The 16560-nt window shown below is 52.2% G+C and carries 16 protein-coding genes; 14 read left to right on the top strand and 2 right to left on the bottom strand.

Translation table 11 applies throughout. The annotated features are described in order from the left end of the window. The 14 genes from AQR02_RS21965 to AQR02_RS21905 all read left to right on the top strand — a co-directional run. The coding region (locus AQR02_RS21965) for a zinc metalloprotease (protein ID WP_209444238.1) at nt 1-811 on the top strand (811 nt) is incomplete at its 5' end. 35 nt (nt 812-846) lie between these two features. After that, entirely contained in the window at nt 847-1749 is a 903-nt protein-coding gene (locus AQR02_RS21960; protein WP_054942549.1) for an ABC transporter ATP-binding protein, read from the top strand. After that, complete coding sequence (locus tag AQR02_RS21955; RefSeq protein ID WP_054942548.1) at nt 1746-2984, top strand: ABC transporter permease; 1239 nt, start codon at nt 1746-1748, stop codon at nt 2982-2984. The genes AQR02_RS21960 and AQR02_RS21955 overlap by 4 nt, the downstream gene beginning before the upstream one ends. Nucleotides 2985-3001: 17 nt before the next feature. After that, nucleotides 3002-3838: an SDR family NAD(P)-dependent oxidoreductase gene (locus AQR02_RS21950; RefSeq protein WP_054942547.1), complete on the top strand. Its 837-nt coding sequence runs from the start codon at nt 3002-3004 to the stop codon at nt 3836-3838. A gap of 26 nt (nt 3839-3864) precedes the next feature. After that, on the top strand, nt 3865-4716 hold the full coding sequence (mpaM, locus tag AQR02_RS21945; RefSeq protein WP_054942546.1) for a daptide-type RiPP biosynthesis methyltransferase: 852 nt from the start codon (nt 3865-3867) through the stop codon (nt 4714-4716). Then, nucleotides 4688-5275 carry a TOMM precursor leader peptide-binding protein gene (locus AQR02_RS21940; RefSeq protein ID WP_054942545.1) on the top strand — a complete coding sequence of 196 codons (588 nt, stop codon included), beginning with the start codon at nt 4688-4690 and terminating at the stop codon, nt 5273-5275. The genes mpaM and AQR02_RS21940 overlap by 29 nt, the downstream gene beginning before the upstream one ends. Next, nucleotides 5272-6645 carry a YcaO-like family protein gene (locus AQR02_RS21935; protein WP_054942544.1) on the top strand — a complete coding sequence of 458 codons (1374 nt, stop codon included), beginning with the start codon at nt 5272-5274 and terminating at the stop codon, nt 6643-6645. The genes AQR02_RS21940 and AQR02_RS21935 overlap by 4 nt, the downstream gene beginning before the upstream one ends. A 41-nt stretch (nt 6646-6686) precedes the next feature. Beyond that, nucleotides 6687-7430, top strand: coding sequence for a nitroreductase family protein (locus AQR02_RS21930; protein WP_054942543.1), 744 nt, complete (start codon nt 6687-6689; stop codon nt 7428-7430). 2 nt (nt 7431-7432) lie between these two features. After that, nucleotides 7433-7630 carry a DUF4177 domain-containing protein gene (locus tag AQR02_RS21925; protein WP_054942542.1) on the top strand — a complete coding sequence of 66 codons (198 nt, stop codon included), beginning with the start codon at nt 7433-7435 and terminating at the stop codon, nt 7628-7630. Between the two features lie 30 nt (nt 7631-7660). Then, nucleotides 7661-8059 carry a GntR family transcriptional regulator gene (locus tag AQR02_RS21920; protein WP_054942541.1) on the top strand — a complete coding sequence of 133 codons (399 nt, stop codon included), beginning with the start codon at nt 7661-7663 and terminating at the stop codon, nt 8057-8059. 141 nt (nt 8060-8200) lie between these two features. After that, nucleotides 8201-9121, top strand: coding sequence for a polyprenyl synthetase family protein (locus AQR02_RS21915; RefSeq protein WP_054942540.1), 921 nt, complete (start codon nt 8201-8203; stop codon nt 9119-9121). Between the two features lie 166 nt (nt 9122-9287). After that, nucleotides 9288-9464, top strand: a complete 177-nt coding sequence (gene comX, locus AQR02_RS32595) for a competence pheromone ComX (RefSeq protein ID WP_159067815.1) — start codon at nt 9288-9290, stop codon at nt 9462-9464. A gap of 41 nt (nt 9465-9505) precedes the next feature. Further along, entirely contained in the window at nt 9506-11866 is a 2361-nt protein-coding gene (locus AQR02_RS21910; RefSeq protein WP_054942539.1) for a sensor histidine kinase, read from the top strand. Nucleotides 11867-11887: 21 nt separating this feature from the next. Continuing rightward, entirely contained in the window at nt 11888-12547 is a 660-nt protein-coding gene (locus AQR02_RS21905) for a response regulator (protein WP_054942538.1), read from the top strand. Between the two features lie 306 nt (nt 12548-12853). On the opposite strand, the gene AQR02_RS21900 is transcribed toward AQR02_RS21905, so the two are convergent. Both AQR02_RS21900 and AQR02_RS21895 read right to left on the bottom strand, forming a co-directional pair. Then, nucleotides 12854-14470: a type 2 periplasmic-binding domain-containing protein gene (locus tag AQR02_RS21900; protein ID WP_054942537.1), complete on the bottom strand. Its 1617-nt coding sequence runs from the start codon at nt 14468-14470 to the stop codon at nt 12854-12856. Nucleotides 14471-14485: 15 nt separating this feature from the next. Continuing rightward, on the bottom strand, nt 14486-16560 hold a 2075-nt coding region (locus AQR02_RS21895; RefSeq protein WP_159067814.1), incomplete at its 5' end, for a helix-turn-helix domain-containing protein.

The following is a 16560-nucleotide window of genomic DNA, read 5'->3' as shown; positions in this document are numbered from 1 at the left end:
GATCCGGCGCCTGCTTCACCCGGTTACGATGGTGATCTACGTCTTGATCATTGCAACGGCTATGGGCCTGCTGGTCAATGACGCTTCCATACAGGCAATACCGCAGCTGGGTGCAGGCGGATACGTCTTGATTTATATCATGCTGCTGTTGACGACCGTCGTTCACGAGTGTGCTCACGGCATGGTGTGCAAGCATTACGGAGGGCGTGTCACCAGGCTGGGAGCGATGCTCTTCTATTTCAGCCCGGCCATGTTCTGCGATGTGAGCGACACCTATACCTTCAAGAAGAAACGGCATAAACTGGCTGTTCTGTTCGCGGGTATATTCAGCCAATGGCTGATGACTTCCGTGGCGATGATTCTTTACTACAGCTTGAGTTACAACGGGATTAACGTGCCGGTGCTGCTATACTACGGCCTGGCAAATCTGGGACTCAGTGTGCTGAACATGCTCCCTCTGGTCAAGCTGGACGGGTATTGGATGCTTAGCCACGCGCTAGGCATCGTGAACCTCCGCTCCAAGGCATTTGCCCTTCTGTTCAAAGGATTTGTTCCGCGGAAGAAGGTTGCCCAGTCAGCTCCAGGTATGGCGCTGGCGGGAGCAGGCAGGAAGGAGCAAGCCATATTGCTGGCTTACGGAATGCTCGCATCGCTGTTCACCCCATGCTTCTGGGGATGGGGAATATACAGTATCCAGCAGCGGCTGTACTCCCTGATAGGGGCAGTGAGCTTCATAGTGACCGGAGTATTATGTCTGGTTCTGCTCTACCATGCAGCCAAATTTGCGAAGAAGCTCGCTAGCGGGGTATAGAAGGCAAGTTAATGTGAAGAAAGGTGGACTACACAATGACACTTGAAGTTAAACAATTGGTCAAAACATATGGCGAGACAAAGGTGCTGCACGGAATATCCCTGAAGGCTGCCTCGGGCAAGGCATTCGGGCTGCTCGGCGGCAATGGTGCCGGCAAGACGACGACCATCCGCTCGATTCTCGGCCTGCTTGATTATGATGCAGGCGAGGTGCAGTGGGAAGGGGTGCCGATCACAGCCAACCGCCCCCGCATCGGTTACTTGCCTGAGGAACGGGGCTTATACCCGAAGGAGAAGGTCAGTGAGCAGCTTGTGTATTTTGCCAGACTGGAGGGCATGAGCCGGGCCGAAGCCATCCAGGCCATGAGGCGCTGGCTGGAGCGTCTGGGAATTGAGGAATATGAGCACAAAAAAGTAGAGCAGCTCTCCAAAGGAAATCAGCAGAAGGTCCAGATTATTTCCGCCTTGCTGCATGACCCTGAGCTGATCATTCTGGATGAGCCGTTTAGCGGACTGGACCCCGTAAATTCCGAATTGCTGGCCTCTGTGGTCAAGGAGCTGATTGATCATGGAAAGACACTGATTTTCTCCAGCCACCAGATGGGCCATGTGGAGCAATTCTGCGAGAACATCTGCATCCTGAAGCGGGGGCGAATGATGGTATCAGGTAATCTGATGGATATTAAACGCTCTTATGGCCGGACGAATCTTCTGCTTAGAAGTGAGCGCGACCTGTTGCCCCATCTGGTGTCCTACGGGCTGCCGGCGGAACGGATATCTTCAAATGCCCATGAATGGCAGCTGGAAATTGCCCATGAGGAGCAGGGGAATCAACTGCTTCAGCAGCTGACCAGAGACGGGATTAACCTGCTGAAGTTCGAGATTAAGGAACCTACGCTCCATGAGATCTTTATTGAAAAGGTAGGTGAGGTATCATGAGACAATTCGGGCTGGTATTTACCTATTCCTTCATGGAACGCCTGCGTTCCAAGGCTTTCAGAATCATGACGGTAATTATGATTGTGCTGCTGGCCGCGCTGATCATCCTGCCTAAATTCCTCAGTACTGCAGCTGAGACGACAGACGGCGACATTGTAATTCTCGATCAGACCGGCATCGTGCACAATACCGACGGCTTTAAGGAACAGGTATCAGACTCTTATACGTGGCGGGTCATTCAGGAGGCCGATCTGGCTGCCGAGCAGGCTAGACTGGAGAAAGAGGATGAAGTGCTGGGGATTGTAACCATCACGGAGGAGAATCATCAGCCGGTGCTTACCGTGACGGTTAACAAAAAGGATGATTCCTCGGCTTATCTGGGCCAGCTTAATTATTACGTCCAGAATCTGTATACAATGTCCCAACTGGAGCGGCTGGAGCTGAATCAGACTGACAAGGAGCGGGTTACCGCCTCGCTGAGGGTACAGGTCGAAGAACTAAAGGCCGGCAGTAAATCGATTACGACGACCTATATGCCGATTTATCTCATTACTTTTCTGCTCTATTTCCTAATCTATCTCTACGGCGGAAATGTCGCTACATCCGTCTCTGTGGAAAAGGGCTCGAGGGTAAAAGAAATTCTAATTACCAAGGTGAAGCCGACCCAGCTGTTATTCGGTAAAGTACTGGGCGTCGGGCTTGCCGGACTGCTGCAGTTTGCCATCATTATCGGTGCAGCCTGCCTGATGCTTTCGGTTAACGGGGGCGGCACGGACATAGAGCTGCTTGGTTTTCAGCTTGACTTCACATTCCTTGATGTTAAAACAATCGTGGTGCTGAGCATCTTCTTCATCTTGGGCTATTTCTTCTATGCTGCATTATTCGCCGCTGCCGGTTCGCTTGTCAGCCGCAGTGAGGAGATTAATCAGGTGACTCTGCCGGTATCCCTGCTGTTGATGGGAGCGCTGGTGCTTGCTGTGTTCAGCATGATGAACGTGGATGGATCGCTTGCAACCATTACTTCCTATATTCCGTTCTTTACCCCATTTGTGATGTTTGCCCGGGTAGGAATGTCCGATCCGAGTTTGATGGAAATCTCAGTTTCGATTGGCATCCTGCTGATTACCACGCTTGCCGCATGCTGGCTGTCGGCCAAAATCTATCAGATCGGTGTACTGCTCTACGGTCAAAAGCCGAGTCCTAAGCTGATCTACAAAGCAATGAGATCTTTATAAAAAAGAGGAGGGATCGTATGGCGCTTGAATGGATTGCCAAGGAGCCGGATTACATGCTTCGTTCGCATACTGAGGATGCTCAGGTCCATACCGGCAGGGAGCTGACCGGACAGTGGACACTTGTTACAGGAGCCAGCCGGGGGATTGGTGCGGAGATTGCCCTTCAATTCGCCCGGGCCGGCTCCGATCTGGTGCTGACGGAGCTGCCGCAGCTGATGGATCAGCTGCTGGAGGTTGCCCGGACGCTGGAGGAAGAGCATGGAGTCGAGGTAAAGTGCGAAAGCCTGGACCTTCGTGATATTGCCGGAATTGAGGCCTGCATCAGCGCTATGGAGCAGCAGGGTGTGGAGCTTAATTACCTGATTAATAATGCCGGGGTAAACCTGCTGTCACCGGCTCTTCATTTGTCGCAGGAGGATTGGGATTTCGTCGTCGACACCAATTTGAAGGGCACCTTCTTCCTTACCAGAGAGGCTGCCAAAAGCATGGTCAGGAAGAAACGCGGCTCCATTGTCATGATTGCCTCGCAGCACGGTGTTGTCGGCAATGAGAACCGGGCACCTTACTGTGCCAGCAAGGCGGGAGTGATTCATCTGACCAAGGCGCTGGCTATCGAGTGGGCGAAGTACGGAATTCGGGTAAATGCGGTGTCACCTACATTTGTAATCACGGATGCCAATGAGCAGCTGATCCAGGACCCGCATTTTCAGCGTTCGAATATGCCGAAGGTGCCGCTTCGGAAGTTTGCCCGTCCTGAGGACGTGGCGCAGGCCGCTTTTTTCCTGGCTACGGACGGGGCAGGGATGATTACAGGCCATAATCTTGTTGTCGATGGTGGATGGACGATTATATAAACTGCAAATGAAGGAGGCAGAAGCCCATGTATTTCGGAGTTTTTCAGGAATTGCGTAATTTGAATATGCCGGGCAGTGTTGATTTTGATCTGTACGAGGGCTATTATTCTGAATTTTACGAGGCGGTTACCGGTCGGACGGATTATGATATTGCACTCATTCTGGAGCAGGCGGGGAAGCTGGCGGAAGGGCGAAAGGTACTCGAGCTTGCCTGCGGGTCCGGCAGAATATTAATGCATCTGGCCAACCGCGGATTCAGTGTAACCGGCTTGGACCTGTCTGAAGACATGCTGAAGATTTGCCGGAAGAAGCAGGCCCAGTTGCCTGCCCGGTTAAGCAGCCGGATTGAGACGGTGCAGGGCGATATGACGGATTTCAAGCTGGGTGAGCGGTTTCCGCTGATCGTGCTGTCTGCTACAAGCATCAGCCTGCTGAGAGAATTACATGATTTCAAGCGGATGCTGGGGACGGTAGAGCGGCATCTGGAGCCGGGTGGACGGTTCATCTTCGATTATGTGCTGTCTAATCAAAGCCACAATTCCGATTACCGCGGCGGAAGAATTAATAGTGTTACGCTCAACCTGGGTCCTGACCACAAGCAATTCGTCCTGATCGGTGAAGAGGAGAACCTGCAGCAGCAGAGCGCGGTTATGAATTTTTATGCCGAAGTGATCCAGAACGGGGAGACCAAACGTATTTTCGGTTCTACCTTCAAAAAGTTTTTTGCTGAAGAGGATATTCTGCAGGCGATTGAAGAGTCTGCGTTCCGCATTGCAGAGTCGCATATGTACAAACTGGAAGGCGACGAGAACGTGAGATGTCTTGTCCTGGAGAGAGAGGCGGATTCGTATGAGCAAGATAACGATCTTGTGCACTGAAGACGGCATCAATTCCGCGGATCCTATTGAGGCTCTGCTCAGCGGACTCGGTGTTCAGGTCGATAAGGTGAATCAGTTCACGGAAGTAAGCAAGGAAGCGGAGCTGGTCATTGTGCTCCAGGCAGAGCAATGGGGAGAAGACTTCAACCGCTATGCGCTGGAGCATCACATCACCTGGCTGCCCGTCAGGTTCTCGCATTCCGCCGGCAGAATCGGCCCCATTCTCATTCCCGGCTGCTCGGCGTGCTATGAATGCGTCCTGCGCCGGGAACGCTCCCACGGTATGAGACCCCTGGAGCCGCGAAATGCCATATTCGACTTGTCCTGGTCGGTGCTGAGCGGCATCATTGCAACAGAGGCGGCAAAATGGATCTCACGCCACACCAGCAGCTTTCCGCCGTTGTCTTTGGGCCATGTGCTTGATTTTGATGCCTTTCATCTGCAGGGCGAGATTAATCCCGTATATAAGCTTCCAACCTGCCCCTGCTGCGGCATGAGACATGAGCCGAGGCTTGCCGCGCAGCCCTGGCATGAAGCCGGGCTGGTGCTTGAATCATGAGCCGCCGGCTGGTAAGCCGCTCGGGAGGGAGCCCGGCCGCCGGCTATGCTGAGTCCTTTCCCGGCAGGCAGGATACTCTGCCGGATTACCTGCGCAAAGCCATCAGCCCGCATGGGGGAATGGTAAAAGGCTTGATGAATATAAGCCCGGATCCCGGAGATCCGGCGTTATACTTAAGCCTTGCTGCCCCCGCCAATCCGAAATTTTTGGCGGAAGGCCAGCATGGCCTGATTGATTTTTTTGCCAGCGGAATGGGATTTACGCTGGAGGAAGCAAGTGTGTCGGCCGTTGCAGAAGCAATCGAACGCTACTGCGCTGCTTATGTTATCCCGGAGCGCCTGCAGCTGGCGTCCTGGAAGGAGCTTGGGGATCGCGCGCTCCATCCGGATGAGCTGCCGCTCTTCACGAAGGAGCAATATGAGCAATGGCAGTTCCCGTACCGGCCATTTACCGAGCATACCCGGGTACGCTGGGTTGAGGGGTACAGCCTCACCGCGAACAAGCGGAAATGGGTGCCTGCGGCCGTCGCCTGGGACTCCTATCTCCCCCAGAGCGCAGAGGAAGAAGCCATTTGTTTCGGCCTGATGACTGGTTCTGCTGCCGGGGCGACGCTTGAGCAAGCGATGATTAGCGGCTTGCTGGAGATCATTGAGCGGGATGCTTTTATGATCATGTGGTATAACTCGCTGTCTCTGCCGCGGCTGGACATCCGCCATTCGGCCATTGCCCGTCCGTTTCAGGAGCTGCTGGACCGGAACAGGTTTGACCTTACGGTTATGGATACGACCAGTGACCTCGGCATTCCCTCTGTATTCGGGCTGCTTATGACCCGGGACGGTAAAGTATCGGTCGGGGGCTCGGCGAGACTGTCGATGGAAGGCGCAATCGGTAAGGCGCTCATGGAGATCAGCCAGCTGTTCATCGGCAACAAGATGCAGATCTATTCCAAGAGCATTCCGTCGCTTCTGCCGCATCAGGTAACTGATTACGGTCTGAGGCTGCCGTACTATGAACAGCCCTTTGCCTATGAGGAGCTGATGTTTACCGCTGCTTCCTCTGAGGTGAGAAGCGTGCCGCCCCCGCCCCCGATCTCTGAAGGGAGTGAGGCGGAGCAGCTTGAGTATCTTGTGAATCAATTTGCCAAGCAGGGTTTGGAAGTGCTGTGCGTTGATCTGACCACAGACGATGTGCGGGAACTGGGGATGCATGTCGTTAAAATGATTGTTCCGGGAACGGTCCAGCTGCCTCGCAGCGAGAATGAAAGGCTGATTACCAGCAAGCGGATCTATGAGACGCCGGTGAAGCTGGGACTGCGGGCCGAGCCCATCTCACCGCAGCTGTTGAACTGCAGCCCACATCCGTTTCCATGACGTACAGCAGCTCTTATAACGAGAAGAAGGATGTGTCATGCATGCCAATCAAATATATGGACTGGAGATCAGACCAGGATATCAATGACGAGCATCTGGCGATGACCTATCATCAGAACTCTAATCATTATCCGCAGCTTGAGGTGCTTACCCGGGCAAGAATGAAAATGCTGCGCAATCTGTTTACGCAGATGAACGGAGCGGTCACTCCGGCCAAGCGGTATTTCGGCGCAGAGCGGACCGGCCTGGAGAGAATCGATCCGCTGAAGCATCCGGTGATGGCGAAGCTCGCTGCAGGGATAGCCCAGGGGAATGACTCCAGGCTGCCGTTTTGGGATTACGGGCATTTACAGCAATGGGGGACCGCAGAGCAGCTCGACTCGCTTGATTTATATTTTGTATCCAAGAACCGGGTTAGCGGCCGGTATGAGGTTTTTTATTGCAGTCCTTCCGGGCAGTTTGTCGATTATGTCAAAGAAGTAGCAGACTCCGGCTGGGTGCAGATCCTGTTTACAACAGAACTGGACGTTCGCGACGGGGATTTGGCTGTCTTTATCTCTGCCAATCTGCAGCGGAGCAACCGGCTGTTCGGGGAACGCGGATACCGGCTCTCCTTGCTTGAGGGCGGCCGGTGGACAGAGCGTCTTGTCTCCTTGTCTCAGGAGCAGGGGGTGCCGCTTGTTCCGGTCATGACCTTTTATGATAAGGCGGCCCACGAGCTGCTTGGACTTGACGGATATTACGATGTGATCTTGGCCAGTCTTATATACCGGGAGGAGAAGTAGGGATGCTTGAATACCAGTTTGTGAGAATTGATTTACGCGGGATCATTGAAAATAAGCCTGTACAGGATTATCACGGGGTTGTCCACGAACATGCTGCACAGGGCTGGAGGCTGCTGCAGATTTTTGCTCCCAATACTCAGGGCTTCGGGACGGCGAATTACTTCGAGCTGATTTTTGAACGGGAAGTCCGGGCCAAGTAACGCGGACAGCAGAGCGGGGAGCGAAGAAGAATGAGATATTTGCCGATATCGTTAGCACCGCAATCCAGTGAGCCGATCTATGTGCAAATCCGGGAACAGCTTCGCCATCTGATTGCCGGCGGAATACTGCCGGATGGCGAACCCCTGCCGTCATTACGGGAATTAGCAGAGCAATTGGCCTGCAGCCTGGTGACTGTCCGCCGGGTGTATGCTGATCTGGAGCGGGAAGGGCTGCTATCGGTACGAAGAGGGATCGGCACCTTTGTCAAGGCAGATTCGATTCAGGATGCCCGTGACTTATGTCGGGTGCAGGTTGAACACAATCTCGCCGAAGCTGTTAGATTGGGGCGGCTGTACGGCATGCCCGATGAAGAAATTGTGTTTATGCTTGATGATCAGCTGCGAAGCGACCATACGAGAGAGGTCTAGATAAGCCGGCTTACCCCCTGACTAGCAGGTGGAGCCGGCTTTTTTTATATTTTCATCGTTGATACGGAAGGTGATATTTTATAGATATGGAATATATTATATTGCGGGTTTTTTAATGATGATGAGGCGGGGGGACAGAGAGTGGAGCAAGTGGTGGATAGACTGGAGTCGGAGCTGCGGGAGGCCCTGAGAAGCTATTTCAGTGTTCCGGAGCTCTACGGGCATGCCCTGGCATGTCTTGAAGATAAACTGCAGGAAGCGATGCTCTTCGGCAAAATGACAGTACTTCATTACCGGATGTTCAAAGGCGAGGATATGAAGGATATCTACAAAGCGGCTGCAGCGGTTGAACTAATGATTCTGAGTCTGGATATTATTGATGATATTCAGGATCAGGATAACGGCAAAATGGCCTGGAACCAGCTTCCCCCGGGAATCGCCTTGAATATAGGCATAGGCATGCTGTCCCTGTCTGGCCAGATGATGCTGTCTACCGGTTTTTCAGCCGAACGGCGGCAACTGGCAGCTCAGCTCATACATCAGGGAATCATTACGGCGGTGAACGGGCAGATGACGGATTTGTATAACAATGTGCACACCGAAGAGGATTATATCCGTATGGTAACGCAAAAATCGGCAGCGCTGCTGGTTACCGCGGCCATGATCGGCACGGTCCTGGCAACGGGAGAATGGCGCGAGGAAGTTAAACGATATGCGGAGGAGCTGGGAATCGCCGCCCAGATCAAAAATGATATCCGGGATCTGCTGAATTGGGACGACAAAAATGATTTCCTGAACCGGAAAAAGACGCTGCCGACGTTGTATTTGCTGGAGGCCGTAGCCGGTGAGGAGGAGTGGATTACCGACTATTTTGAGGGCAGGCTTGATTTCGCTGATGTGGCGGACCGCCGGCAGGAGCTGGAGCAGATTATCGCCTCGACGGGTACCCTGATCTACACCTCTTTTCGGATGAGGACGCATTATTACCGTTATCTGGAATATGTCGAGCAGCTGAACCCTACCCCTTATTGGAAAGATATGATGTTATCCTTTGCCGAATAAATGCCAGTTGTACGCACCGCAATTTTGCAGCTCTACCACGCAACATACCGCAATTCGATTTGCGTGAAATACTGGACTGGTTATCGTTTCCATTCTTTGAAATGGCCTGTATATTGGGATTAAGAGAAATGATCTCTTAACAACAACCCAATTGGAGGGATTTGGAATGGTAAAAGAAATGTTCCAGAATATTATGAGCAACTCCGGAGAATGGATGAATGGCAATCGGGGGCAACTCCAATTGGCGGGTATGAGCGCACTGGAGCAGAGAGCACTTATGGATGTACTCAAAGCAAAAGATGAGCTGACCGAGAATCCGATGCGTCTTGTTCTCTGGGGCTAAACTATAAATCGTTGTTAATCAATAGATGGAGAGGGACTATATTGAAACATCACCTTAAGATTGCGCTCTTTGTCTTACTGCTGAGCCTGATAGCCGGATACCTAACGATATCGATTTATACTCATCCGTATCTGGGAGTAACGGTTGCGGAGAATAATCAGGGACAGATTATAGTATCAGAGAGCTCCTCACGGAACTATTGGGGATTCGGGAGAATATATACCGGGGATCATATCGTGGAGGTAAATGGTCAACAGGCAAAGGACTATTATCCCATCCGTATGTTCGACTCGCTTGAACAGGCGTCATCCATTGTTCTGGACCGGGCGGGACCGGATGGAATTCTAAAGCGGATAACCCTTGATGTTAACCTACAGTTATCCAGAGAAGAGCTGTTGACTCATCTAATATTACCGTGGATAGCGCTACTAATGTTCTCGGGGTTATCTATCGTAGTATACCGGAGGAAAAAGTCGGACCCGGCGGCCATTCAGCTTATTTTATTCTTCTTATCCATAGGACTGGCCTATTTCAGCTCTTTTTCTTCAGGGCGGGCTGATCCTATGGGGAGGGTGCTGCTGTTTTTTACCATGTCCTTAGTCCCCATTTTTTTTCTTGAATTTCTAAAATTATATCTGGAACGTTTCCAGGAGAAGTTTGCAGGCTGCTACACTATGCGGATTTTCTATCTCATAATAGCTGCCATCAATGTCATAGAAATCACCAGGGTGTTTTTCAGAAGCAGATTGGGCGATTATAATTCGGCATTGATGTCACTCTACTTTGCCGGAATCAATATTTATATTGTGATTAGGCTGATTCAGAAGTTCGTCCTGCACCGCAAACAAAACAGTCCTATGCGTTCACTGTTCAAATTTATTCTGATCGGACATGTATCAGGGTTCGCTCCGTTTATCTGTTTGTTTGCGATTCCGAAATTGTTTGGTGCAGCTTTTCTGTCGTCGGAAATTTCCGCGATCTTTCTGTTAATCATTCCGCTGGTCTATCTGTATATGTTCACGACGAAACAGCTGTTTGATGTTGATTTTTTGCTGAACCGTTTTTTTTACTATGCATGCATTGCTTTTTTTCCGACAGTCGTCATTTCGGTGCTCTCCTCTCTTCTGTTGACCCAGCATAATCAATTTTGGGTAAGATGGGGGCAGCTGTTCCTTGTTTCTTATTTGCTTATTATTATGATGCTTTTTCTGAAGGAATACGCCGATTTGAAGCTGCGGCCAAGCCTGAATAAGGATATGCATAATTTTCAGGGGAGCCTGGGCCGCTTCTCGGCCAGGATATCCCGCGTCATGAAGCGTGCGGATCTGGAACGGGTGCTGGAGCAGGAAATTTATCAGGTGCTGCCGGTAAAAAAAGCTGTTTTTGTTACGGTGGATACGAACCGGCTGCAGGAGCTGACGCTGAGTGAACCGCTGGACGGTATCCGGGACTCGCTGATTGCCGCTATCCAGTCTGCTGCAGGAAAGCTGGATGTGGGTACGATTTTCAGTCTGGAGCGCGGAATTGGTGTCGTTGCGGGAAAGAAGCTCAATCTGCTGCATATCCTGTGGCTGGACGACAAGGGAAGCCGGACCAAATACAATTTGGATGAATTGGCCTGGCTGCGAACGCTTGCCAACTACAGCGCGATTGTCTATGAGAACTTATATTTGGTGGAGAGCCTGGTGGAAGAGCTGGAGGCCGAATTCCGCAAAAAGAATGGAAATGCTTCATCGCCTTGGCTTTCCAGGCTAATCTTTACGCTGTCTGAGAAGGAGCGGCGGAAGCTAGCCTCCGATCTGCATGACTCCGCACTTCAGGATCAGCTGATCTGGTACCGCAACCTGGAATCGGCTATGCTTGACCATGAAATGGGACCGGAGCTGCACCAGAAGCTGGATAATATCAAGGAGGGTTTACTTGATGTCATTCACCAGATCCGTGAGACCTGCAATGAGCTGAGGCCTCCATTGCTTCAGGAGATGGGCATTATCGAAGCCTTGCGGGGACTATTCGAGCAGGCCCAGATCCGGTCTGATTTTGTAGTTGATTTTCATCCGGGAACGTTCACGGCCGATATTAATGACGATCAGCTGCTTACCCTTTACCGGATTGTCCAGGAGCTGCTGCGCAACGCCAGCAAGCATGCCAGAGCATCCACCATTAGGATTGCGCTCGGGCAGGAAAGGAATCACGATATCCTGCTTACTTATAAAGATAACGGAATCGGGCTCAAGCTGGAGGAGCTGCAGGATTCCTATCACCATATGGGCTTATCGGGTATTAAGGAACGGGTGAACAGCCTTGAAGGTGAGATCACATTTCAGTCAGCGCCGGGTCAAGGACTTGAAGTACGGATTGTCCTGCCGCTTGATGCAGCAAGATTGAGTCAGGAAGCATAGTGAAAGCAAGGAGGAGACAGGATGGTACGGATTTTACTGGTAGACGATCATCCTTCCGTTGGTGAAGGAACCAAAAATATGATTGAGCAGGACCCCGATATGCAAGTCACGGTACTGATTTCGGCAATGGAAGCGCTGGAGCTGATTGAGCAGGAGGACTTCGATGTCCTGTTATTTGATTTGAATATGCCTGTAATTAATGGTATCGAATTGACGAAGCGGATTATGCGAACCAGGCCTGACAGCCGTATTCTTATCTATACAGGGTACGAGATCAGTCCTAACTTTAATGTGCTGGTGGAAGCAGGAGTCAGCGGGGTGGTCAGCAAGACATCCACCCGTGAACAATTATTGAATGCACTCCGCTGCGCCCTCCGGGACGAGGCTGTCATTCCGGTCTCCCTGCTGCGGCAGCTGCGGCGAAGAGATATTCGTCTTAATCAGGGCAGGGAAGAAAAATTAATGGAGGAAGTTTCGATTAATGAGCGCGAACAGGAGATCCTTCAGGAGGTCTCCAGCGGAAGCAGCAACAAGGATATCGCAACCAAGCTGCTGATGAGCCAGCGGACCGTTGAATACAACCTGACCCGTATTTTTGAGAAGCTGAACGTACGTTCAAGATCAGAAGCCATTGTGGAAGCGAGAAGACTGGGTCTGATCCGCACTGATGAGTTCCTTTAACGCAAGGGGGTGTCCCATAAGCCATCAGAAATGGCTGGGACACTCCTTCTTTTTGGAGTTGGATAGGCGATTGTGCTTGGTGAGGACACTCCGCGAACGAAACGTTGTTCCAATCGCTGATATGTCCAGATTTTTGGATTTCCGCACGCTCAACCGCTTTCGTTCTCAGCGGATGAAGGAAGATCACATGCGAAACGGTCAACTCAAACCCGGCTACAATGTGCTTACTTTTTGTGATATTAAGAATGAAGCGATCTGTCTCCGGGCCAATTGCTTAGGCGGAATTTTGCCGATGGGCTTGCTTGACTATTCATTTGCCTCTTGCAGTACTTCTGTTCCTCCCGCTGCCATGAACGCCTTAACGAACATCCCGAACTCCTCTAACGGCCGTTCTCCCGTGATAAAAGCGATATAGGCCTCGTTTCTAAGCTTAATAAGCTCAGGACCGTTCCTGACCAGAGCGGGAGTGGCAACTTCCAGGGCATTGTAGATTCCGTCCTGATCCAGCCCCAGGGATGAAGCCCACTGCTCTCTCCGGTCCGTGGGCATGAACGGCATTGTCATGCCTATATTCGTGCCGATCGTATTCTGATAACTGAAGGTCTGGTCATAGGGAGGCAGCAGGGCGATCTCCTTCTTGGCGTTTCCAGCCCATGCCCAATGCGTCCCCGGAACCCCGTATTTCATCGCGGCATCTGTATCCGGGTCGGGATTCGCGCTGACGTAGTCCAGAATCTGCAGGATGGCCGCAAGCTTGCCCGGCTCGCTTGCGGCATTCGCACCGATCGCGGTGAAGCTCATCAGCATGTCATAGGCTTTGGAGCCGCGTTTGCCCTCCGGTCCGCTAAAGGGGCGGCCGAAGACAATCCGGGCCTGCGGATTCTTGGCAGTTAATTCCTTCACGTTAAAGGTGGCCTTCACCGGGATTTCTTGGGCATTCTTCTGGCTATCGTAGCTCCAGGTCATGTAATCACCATCCTGAATCCAGTGATAGTAATTGCCCATAGAGGTCATGCCGATCCGGCCATTGATAAAGGCATGGGACAGATGCTTGTAGCCGCCATTGTTCTCTCCGGTGATGAACTCCGGATCGATCACCCCGTCCCGGTACCATTTGCGGAGATAGTGCAGAGCTTCCTTCATTTCCGGCTCCAACGCGCCGACGACCAGCTGCTGCCCCTTCTTGCTGAAGTAGAGCTGATCGGTAAAGACCATCTGTCCGAATGCGCCGAAGACCACATTCATCCCTTCCAGCGACAAGCCGTAGGTATCCTTGATGCCGTTGCCGTCGGGGTCTTCGTTCGCGAAGGCGTAGATGGTCTTCTCGAAATCAGACAGCGTCTGCGGCACCGGCAGGCCAAGCTTGTCCAGCCAATCCTGCCGGTAGACTACAGGAACCCGGTAGATATTAGTGGGATTGACGACAGGGATGCCGTAATACTTGCCGTCGATCACGCCAAAGTCCTGGTAAGCGGGCGCATATTCCCGGATAGCTCTCATGATGTTAGGCGCATACGTGTTCAGCATGTCCTTGGGGATTTCGGCGATCAGACCCTGCTGCTGATAGTCCAGCAGATCCTGAGTCTGTCTAACCCGGAACAGATCCGGGACGGAACCCTGGACCAGCTTCATATTAAGGAGCGTCTCGTATTTATTGTTCGCCAGATTCCAGATGTCCAGATCTACCTGGAATTTCTCCTCCACGTACCTCACCATCTCCGCATCTTCGGGCACCGGCAGGTTCTGGTGCATCGTCCAGGAGATCGTGTACCTGGGGGCGGCGGAGGCTGGAGCGTCCGGGGGCTCCTGTGCAGCCGACCGCCAGTCCTGCAGTCGGGCGCAGCCGCTGATGAAACCGAGGACAAGCAGAACCAAAGGCACGGCCATTAAGGCGGCATAACGCCGGAATGTGTTTTTTATCATGCGATACCTTCCTTATCAAAAACTAGTCTCTGCTTGCAGCGGCTGCACCTCATTAACGGTACGCAGGTAATTCCCCGGCGTACAGCCATACATCTCCTTAAACCGCTTGATGAAATAAGCTGTAGTCCCATAACCGACCGTAACCGCAATTTGTTCGACGGACATATCGTTATTTGCAAGAAGCCGTGTGGCCTGTTCCATACGCCTGCCGGTGATGTAGTCAGTATAGGTAACGCCAAGCTCTTCCTTAAAAAGCTTACTCAAATACTTCGGACTGATGAATACCTTGGAGGACACAACATCCAGAGACAGATCCCCGGACAGGTGGCGCTCGATATATTGCTTGGCCGCTTCAATCGTAGACAGTGCCCTGTCGCTGTTCCGCTTCTCGGTCTCGGCGATGAAGGCCGTAATCGAATGGAGGAGCCACTCCCGGAAATGAAGGATATTGGAGAGGGCAATATACTCGTTATACAGATCCATGTGTCCGTGAACAGGATGCTTATAGCGGATGCTTTTCAAATAATCAGAGTAGACAAATACGGTATTCGCCAGAATGAAGTGGCAATAATCGGCAGGGAAGCGGTCTTCCCGCATGGGAGTGATCAACTGCTCAAGAGCTGCAGCGATCTCGTCAAGCTTGCGGGCCTGCAGCTTGTCTTTGAACTTCATGAGGGCCGGCTGCGGAATCTCATCAAGACTGCTCTCCCGCTCCAGGAGGCTCCGGTCCTTCAAAATAACAGTCTCGGGCAGAAAATAGGCATATTTCATCAACGTCTGCGCCTCGGAATAGCTGATATGGAGATCAGCCATCGCGCTTACCCAGCACCCTTGCGAGAGCTGCACCTCCATCTGGAACTGCTGCCTGCCCTCCGATACCATCAGCTGAGAGATCTGCTCCACAAGCGCCCCGGATGCTTCACGTGCACATACAATTCCAATAATCCGTTTGTCCGGAAGCTCTTCGGCAATGATACGGGTTCCCGGAAACCGGATTTCCTCCAGCTGACTGGTTATCCGGGCCATTGCCGCTTGAATATGAGTGGAGCTCATATGTGTGTAGGCCCCCCGTGTATTCAGGAGCAGACAGCAGAAATGGGTATGCTCCAGGGAGATCCCCAGGAACTCCGGATCTATCGCCATAGGTTCACTGGCAGTGCTGTTCTGCAGAAGGTTCAGGATCAGATTCTGTTTGATATGCGGGGTGCTGGCCTGCAGGGTATCTTCCAGACTGCTGACTTTATCGTTTAGACGGATGAAGGCGGAGTCGATGACTTTGAACTCGTTCATAGCCTGCTCAGGGGCAGGGCCGGTGAAGTCCCTGATTGTACCGAGCAGCCGCTTGATCGGGCTATAGTTTGCTTTTGCCAGAATTCCCGACAGGCCGATGCCCAGTAAAAGGGCGAACAGACAAATCCCCAGGATGAGCTGCTGGACCACACTCCACCTCTCATAGAACAGGCTGGCCGGAGCGGCGCTGAATATTTTCCAGCCGGCCGATGGCAGAGTCTGATACGAAATTACGTAAGAGGTATCGTTAATGTTCTCGCTAAAGCTCCCGGCATCCTCCGGAGAGGTCCATGCCTTCGCAATGCTGGGAGCGTAGCCGGTCCCCTGAGCCATCGGAGCCTGACCGGAACCAGCCATCATCTTTCCGGACGGGCCGGAAATAAAGGTGCTCTGATATTGCGGGGGCATCATATTCTGCATTATGGCGCGTATTGCGCTCTCTTTCACGTCTATCGCAATGATTAAATCACTGTCTGCGCCGGAGGACTGAAAGGGATAACTGTGCGCATAGGTGATCAGGTGACTGCCGCTGCCTCCGGGTACGCTGGAGCTGATATCTTCGGGCACCCAGCGTGCTTCAGTCCATAGGCTGTTGAGGGAGCTATTGTCCATTCCGTTAATCCAGTCCATCCAGAACGCTGCACCGGTCCCCTGGTCAGCTCTATATTTCAGCCCATAGAGCGAGGAGAGCATGACCTGCTGCCCTGGGGAATACAGATGCACCGCCTGTACGATGTCCGAGTTGCTGGCTACCTCTGCCTGGAGCATATCCTGAAGGCTGCTTACTTTGCTGAGATTCG

The sequence above is a fragment of the Paenibacillus ihuae genome (assembly GCF_001368795.1).
Taxonomy (GTDB): domain Bacteria; phylum Bacillota; class Bacilli; order Paenibacillales; family Paenibacillaceae; genus Paenibacillus_AQ; species Paenibacillus_AQ ihuae.
The sequence above is the reverse complement of the archived record's forward strand: the minus strand, read 5'-3'. Positions and strand labels throughout refer to the sequence as shown.